Raw genomic sequence first — 6,149 nt, 5'->3', positions numbered from 1 at the left:
AAGTACGTGTTCCGCCCCAACAACAAGGCCATCTACGACGCGCGCGAGCAGATCGACGCGCTCGACCTGCTCAAGAAGGAAACCGGCAAGGGGCCGAAGAACATCGGGCTGTTCTACGAGGGCACCGACTGGGGCCGCTCGCACGCGGCCAACATCAAGAAGCTGGTCAAGGAGCGCGGCTACGCGATCTCGCTCGACGAGTCGTATCCGCCCAACCAGACCGATCTCTCGGCGCAGCTGCTGAAGATCCGCAGCGCGAAGCCGGACGCGCTGATCGTGGTGGCCTACACGCCCGACCACATCCTGTTCACGCGCCAGCTCGCGGAGAGCCGCCTCTACATTCCCTATGGCGTGCATTCGGTGGGCGGCGGCTCGGAGGACCCGAACTTCTACAAGGCGGTGTCGCCCAAGGCCGTCGAGTACATGTTCGTGCAGGATGACTTCCAGGTCGACATCATGCGCGCGGCCAAGGACCCGGCCATCGTCGCCGCGGACGCCAAGTTCAAGGCGGCGCTCGGCTACGGCATGAATTCCTACGGCTCGCAGGGCATGTCCAACGTCTACATCGTCAAGGACGCGCTCGAGCGCGCCGCCTCCGCCGACCGCGAGAAGCTGCGCGCCGCGCTGGCCGCCACCGACATCACCAGCGGCCCCGCGCTGGTGACGGGCTACCAGCGCATCAAGTTCGACGACCAGGGCCAGAACACCTACGCCCACGGCGTGATCTCGCAGAACCTCAACGGCGAGCGCCGCACCATCTGGCCGATGGAGAACCGGCTGGCCGGCGTCAAGCCGGTGTGGCCGCTGCCGGCGCCGGCGGCGCGCTGAGGCGGGCACGCAGTCGCACGGTCCGGCGTGGCTGCCGGACCGTCACATCCCGCACGGCGGCCGCGGCCGGCCGTGCCCAATCGAGGTAGGTATATGGACCCAATCATTCTGGCCTACGCCGTGGTCAACGGCGTATTGCTCGGCGGGATCTACGGGGGCATCGCGCTGGGCCTGAGCCTCATCTTCGGCGTGCTGAGGGTGATCAATTTCGCGCATGGCTCCTTCCTGATGCTCGCCATGTATCTCAGTTACCTGATCTGGTCGGTGTTCGGCATCCATCCGTATGCCACGGCGCTGGTGACGGTGCCGGTGCTGTTCCTGCTCGGCTATTTCACGCAGGCCGTGGTCATCGCGCCGCTGTTCCGGCGCGAGACCACGATGGTGGTCGAGCCGCTCGGCGCCCTGCTGCTCACCACCGGCATCTTCCTGGTGATCGACAACGCCATCCTGATGAGCTTCGGCCCCGATGTGCGCACGGTGACCACCGACACCCTGAGCGGCTCGGTCGACATCGGCGGGCTGCCGGTCAACGTGCCGCGCCTGATCGCGTGCGCGGCGGCGGTGGCCGTGTCGGCCGGGCTGGCCTACTGGCTGCGCTGCACCGACACCGGGCGCAAGATCCGCGCCACCGCGCAGAACCGCGAGGCGGCGGCGCTGTCGGGCATCAACGTCGGGCGGGTCTACAACGTGACCTTCGGCATCGGCGCCGGCATCCTCGGGCTGTTCGGCGCGCTGCTGGTGCCGTTCCTGTCGGTGTCGCCGTCCACCGGCCTGGGCTTCGGCATCAAGTCCTTCCTGGTGGTGGTGCTGGGCGGCATCGGCTCGATCCCCGGCTCGCTGCTCGGCGGCCTCGTGCTGGGCATCTTCGAATCGTTCGCTTCGCAGTTCGTGACCGCGACCTCCGCGTCGGTGTTCTCGTTCTGCCTGTTCATCGTCGTCCTGCTGGTCCGGCCCAACGGCCTGCTCGGCCGCAAATGAAGGAGGCCACCGCATGAAGTCGTCAAGGACCAATATCAACCTGGTGCTGGGCATGCCGCTGCTGTGCGCCGCGCTGGTGCTGCCGCTGTTCGTCAAGGACAGCTACGTGCTGCACTCGCTGGTCATGGTGCTGTACTTCGCCTACATGGCGTCGGCGTGGAATTTCGTGTGCGGCTACGTCGGCCAGCTCTCGCTCGGGCATTCGGTGTTCGCCGGCAGCGCGGGCTACGTCACGGTGCTGCTGTTTACCGGGCTGGGCCTGTCGCCGTGGCTCGGCATGTGCGCCGGCGGGCTGGCCGCGGCGCTGCTGGCGGTGTGCATCGGCTACCCCACGTTCAAGCTCAAGGGGCCGTATTTCACGCTGACCACCATCGCCTTCGCCGAGATCGTGCGGATCTGGGTGGAGAACACCGACGAGTTCCTCGGCATCCCGCTCAAGGGCGCGCAGGGGCTGGTGATCCCGCCGTCGGCCGGCGGCTGGGCGGCGTTCCAGTTCGACGGCAAGGTGCCGTACTACTACATCATCCTGGCCATGCTGGTGGCGATGCTGCTGGCCACGCTGGCGCTGGAGCGCTCGCGCCTGGGCTATTACCTCAAGGCCATCCGCGGCGACGAGGCGGCCGCGCAGGCGGTGGGCGTGAGCACCACGCGGTATCCGCTCATCGCGCTGGCGATCAGCGCCTTCATGACCGGCCTGGGCGGCGCCTTCTACGCGCAGTTCTTCCGCTACATCAACCCGGAGCGGAACATGGGCCTGGACCTGTCGATCGACGCCGCCGTGATGGCCATCGTCGGCGGGCAGGGCACCATCATCGGCCCGGTGCTCGGCGCGTTCGTGCTGCATCCGGTCTCCGAGCTCGCGCGGACCTACTTCGCGGGGCGCTTCCTCGGGCTGGACCTGGTGATCTACGGCCTGGTGCTGATCGGCGCGGTGCTGTATTTCCCCAAGGGCATCGTCGGCGCGCTCGAACGCCTGCTGCGGCCGCGCGCGCGGCGCGCCGCCACGGTGGACGCGCCCGCGGCGCGCAAGGCCTAGGGAGGACCAAGAGATGAGCAACCTGCTGGAAGTGAAATCCATCTCCAAGCGCTTCGGCGGCCTGCAGGCGGTGGACCGCCTGTCGTTCTCCGTGCGCGGCGGCGAGATCCTGGGCCTGCTGGGCCCCAACGGCGCCGGCAAGACCACCGCCTTCAACCTGATCGCCGGCTTCATCAAGGCCGACGAAGGCGAGATCCTGTTCGGCGGCAAGCAGATCCGCGGCTGCGAGCCGTACCAGATCTGCGCCAGCGGCATCGCCCGCACGTTCCAGTTGTCCAAGCCGTTCGGCGGGCTGAGCGCGCTGGAGAACGTCATGGTCGGCGGCTTCGCGCGCGGCGCCCGGCGCGCGCGCGTGCGCGACGAAGCCTATGCCTGCCTGGAGTTCCTGGGCCTGGCCCAGCGCGCCGACACCGACGCCAACGACCTCACCGCGTTCGACAAGCGCAAGCTCGAACTGGGCCGCGCGCTGGCCACCCAGCCGCGCCTGCTGCTGATGGACGAAGTGGTGGCCGGGGCCACGCCGAGCGAGGCGGGCGAGATGGTGGAGCTGGTGCGCAAGGTGCGCGACCGCGGCATCACGGTGCTGATCGTCGAGCACGTGATGAAGGTGATCATGGGTTTGTCGGACCGCGTGATCGTGATGGAGCAGGGCCGGCTGATCGCCGACGGCGTGCCGGCCGAGGTGGTGAAGATGCCCGAGGTGCTCAAGGCTTATTTCGGAGACGGTTATGTCGGCGCCAGTGCTTGAAGTCAGCGATATCTGGTCGGGCTACGGCGAGCAGCAGATCCTGCGCGGCGTGAGCCTGTCGCTCGCGCCGCGCTCGATCACGGCGCTGATCGGCGCCAACGGCGCCGGCAAGACCACCTTCCTGCGCACGGTCTCGGGCCTGCTGCGCCGCAAGCGCGGCACCGTGCGCCTGAACGGCAAGGACCTCGGCGGCCTCGCGCCGCACGAGGTGGTGCTGGAAGGCTTCGTGCAGTCGCCCGAGGGCAAGCAGCTGTTCCTCGGCATGTCGATCCTGGAGAACCTGCTGGTCGGCGCCAGCAACCCGCGCGCGCGCTCGCGCCGCGCGCAGACCCTGCGCGAGGTGTTCGAACTGTTCCCGATCCTGGAGGAGCGCCAGAAGCTGGCCGCCTCCACGCTGTCGGGCGGGCAGCAGCAGATGCTCGCGGTCGGGCGCGCGCTGATGGCGATGCCGCGCGTGCTGGCGCTCGACGAGCCGTCGCTGGGGCTGGCGCCGATCATGGTCGACCGGCTGTTCGACAGCATCCGCCGCCTCAAGGAGCGCGACCTCGCCATCCTGGTCATCGAGCAGAACGTCAACCAGGTGCTGGACATGGCGGACTACGGCTACGTGATCGAGAGCGGCGCGATCGCGCTGGCGGGCACCGGCAGGGAACTGCTGGCCAATCCGCATCTGCGGGCAACCTATCTCGGCGTCTAGCGCATGGACGGCCGCACCGGGAACCAACACAAGAACCAGCACGAGAACCAAGAGGAGTCAGGAAAGATGGAACAAGCTGTAGCAGTGGTGACGGGCGGCGGCACCGGCATTGGCCGCGCCATCGCCGAGGAACTGCACGCGGCGGGCATGCGCGTGGTCTGCCTCGGCATGGACGCCGACGCGGACCTGCCGCACGGGCTGGCCTTCCGCCAGCTCGACGTGACCTCGGCCGAGGCCGCGCGCGCCGCCACGGCGGACCTGGACGCGGTGGCGGTGCTGGTGAACGCCGCCGGCATCATCCGCCACGAGGGCCGGGAGTTCACGCCCGAGGGCTTCCGCGCGGTGGTCGACGTGAACCTGAACGGCTCGCAGATCCTGACCAGCGTGCTGCAGGAGCGGCTGGTGCGCGCGCGCGGCGCGGTGGTCAACATCGCCTCGATGTGGAGCTACTTCGGCTCGGCCAACAACCCGGCCTATGCCGCCAGCAAGGCCGGTATCCTCGGCCTGACGCGCTCCTATGCCGCGGCGCTGGCGCCGCAGGGCGTGCGCGTCAACGCGGTGGCGCCGGGCTGGATCCGCACGCGCCTGTCGGCCGGCGCGCTCGACAACCCCGAGCGCAGCGCCGCCATCATGGCGCGCCTGCCGATGCGCCGCTGGGGCCTGCCGCGCGACGTGGCGCGCGTGGTGCGCTTCCTGTGCTCGGAGGACGCCGGCTACGTGACCGGGGTGATCCTGCCGGTGGACGGGGGCTTCGGCATCGCCTGATGCCGCCCGGCGCCGCGACGGGCCGCGGGATGCCGCTTTCCCGCAGCCCCGCCACGTCAGCCCCGGCCTGAGCGCCGCGCGGCGCGCCGTCCGGGCAGTTCACCGATACCGAAGCCGGATCACGGCGGCGCGGAGGCGTGCGAGTGGGGCGCGTGGCCGGGCGCGGCCTCGTGCACGTGCATGGCCGCCTGCCGCGGATCGAAATCGCAGCTCGGGTTGGCCTCGTCGTGCGAGTGCGGCGTCAGCGCGCCGGGGATGTGGCGGCTGTTGAGGCCGTCCGCGTTGAGCCACGCGCGCGTGGCCGCCGCGGCGCGGTCGATCAGCGTGCCGCACTGGGTGTAGTCGTAGGGCGAGACGTCGAGCGGGCACAGCGGCGGCACCACCGAGATGTGCGCGTGCCCGGCCCAGCGCTCCAGGTCCTGCACCAGCTGGCGCGCCACCAGCAGCGACAGCGCGTTGAAGGCATGGTCGATGGGGCCGCGCGGCTCGCGCCGGGCCGCGCAGGCGAAGCCGGCCGGCAGCACCACCACGCGCGTGGCGCCCAGCCGGATGGCGGTGGAGACCGGCGTGTTGTTGGCCACGCCGCCGTCGATCAGCGTGCGCCCGCCCAGCCGCACCGGCGGAAACACGCCGGGGATGGCGGCGCTGGCCAGCACCGCCTGCACCAGGCTGCCCGAGGACAGCACCACCTCCGCGCCGTCCTGCATGTCGGTGGCGACCACGTACAGCGGCAGCTCGGCCTGCTCCAGCGGCATGTCGCCGAAATGGCGCGACAGCAGGCGCTGCAGCGCGTGCGACTCCACCAGATGGCCGCGCTGGCCGCGCAGCATGCCGAACAGGCTGCGCCACGACCACGGCATCACCTCCGCGCGGCGCAGGCCGCGCCACAGCGATTCGAGCCTGGTGGTGCCCGCCGCGTGCGGGTTGCAGGCGTAATAGGCGCCGTTGATGGCGCCGGCCGAGGCGCCGATGACCATGTCGGGCTTGATGCCCCAGGCCACCAGCTCGCGCAGCATGCCGGCCTCGATAGCGCCGAGGCTGCCGCCGCCGGCAAAGACGAATGCGGTTTTTTCCATGTCTCGTGGTGCAGAGCAACA

7 protein-coding genes are annotated in these 6,149 nt (G+C 69.9%); 6 read left to right on the top strand and 1 reads right to left on the bottom strand.

Annotated elements, in window-relative coordinates:
- The 6 genes from K206_RS0116480 to K206_RS0116455 all read left to right on the top strand — a co-directional run.
- Positions 1 to 828: ABC transporter substrate-binding protein (locus K206_RS0116480; RefSeq protein ID WP_020203494.1), on the top strand; the 828-nt coding region annotated here is incomplete at its 5' end.
- Between the two features lie 93 nt (positions 829 to 921).
- The gene (locus K206_RS0116475) at positions 922 to 1,806 is read left to right on the top strand and encodes a branched-chain amino acid ABC transporter permease (RefSeq protein ID WP_020203493.1); all 885 of its coding nucleotides are present in this window, start codon (positions 922 to 924) and stop codon (positions 1,804 to 1,806) included.
- Positions 1,807 to 1,819: 13 nt separating this feature from the next.
- Positions 1,820 to 2,842 (top strand): branched-chain amino acid ABC transporter permease, encoded by a 1,023-nt coding sequence (locus K206_RS0116470; RefSeq protein WP_020203492.1) that lies wholly within the window; start codon positions 1,820 to 1,822, stop codon positions 2,840 to 2,842.
- Positions 2,843 to 2,855: 13 nt separating this feature from the next.
- The gene (locus K206_RS0116465) at positions 2,856 to 3,590 is read left to right on the top strand and encodes an ABC transporter ATP-binding protein (RefSeq protein ID WP_020203491.1); all 735 of its coding nucleotides are present in this window, start codon (positions 2,856 to 2,858) and stop codon (positions 3,588 to 3,590) included.
- Positions 3,571 to 4,287: an ABC transporter ATP-binding protein gene (locus tag K206_RS0116460; RefSeq protein WP_020203490.1), complete on the top strand. Its 717-nt coding sequence runs from the start codon at positions 3,571 to 3,573 to the stop codon at positions 4,285 to 4,287. Before K206_RS0116465 ends, K206_RS0116460 begins: the two co-directional genes overlap by 20 nt.
- A gap of 66 nt (positions 4,288 to 4,353) precedes the next feature.
- Complete coding sequence (locus tag K206_RS0116455) at positions 4,354 to 5,052, top strand: SDR family NAD(P)-dependent oxidoreductase (protein ID WP_043366818.1); 699 nt, start codon at positions 4,354 to 4,356, stop codon at positions 5,050 to 5,052.
- A gap of 119 nt (positions 5,053 to 5,171) precedes the next feature.
- Here the strand turns inward: K206_RS0116455 and K206_RS0116450 are convergent, their stop codons facing one another.
- Entirely contained in the window at positions 5,172 to 6,128 is a 957-nt protein-coding gene (locus tag K206_RS0116450; protein ID WP_020203488.1) for a patatin-like phospholipase family protein, read from the bottom strand.
- Positions 6,129 to 6,149: the final 21 nt, after the last annotated feature.

It is taken from the genome of Cupriavidus sp. WS (assembly GCF_000395345.1).
GTDB lineage: Bacteria > Pseudomonadota > Gammaproteobacteria > Burkholderiales > Burkholderiaceae > Cupriavidus > Cupriavidus basilensis_B.
Note: the sequence above shows the minus strand (reverse complement) of the source record. Positions and strands in the feature narration are given on the sequence as shown.

Excerpts from the sequence above, each read along its gene's own strand:
- K206_RS0116475 (WP_020203493.1), top strand. The coding sequence starts at position 922 with ATGGACCCAATCATTCTGGCCTACGCCGTGGTCAACGGCGTATTGCTC.
- K206_RS0116470 (WP_020203492.1), top strand. The coding sequence starts at position 1,820 with ATGAAGTCGTCAAGGACCAATATCAACCTGGTGCTGGGCATGCCGCTG.
- K206_RS0116465 (WP_020203491.1), top strand. The coding sequence starts at position 2,856 with ATGAGCAACCTGCTGGAAGTGAAATCCATCTCCAAGCGCTTCGGCGGC.
- K206_RS0116460 (WP_020203490.1), top strand. The coding sequence starts at position 3,571 with ATGTCGGCGCCAGTGCTTGAAGTCAGCGATATCTGGTCGGGCTACGGC.
- K206_RS0116455 (WP_043366818.1), top strand. The coding sequence starts at position 4,354 with ATGGAACAAGCTGTAGCAGTGGTGACGGGCGGCGGCACCGGCATTGGC.
- K206_RS0116450 (WP_020203488.1), bottom strand. The coding sequence starts at position 6,128 with ATGGAAAAAACCGCATTCGTCTTTGCCGGCGGCGGCAGCCTCGGCGCT.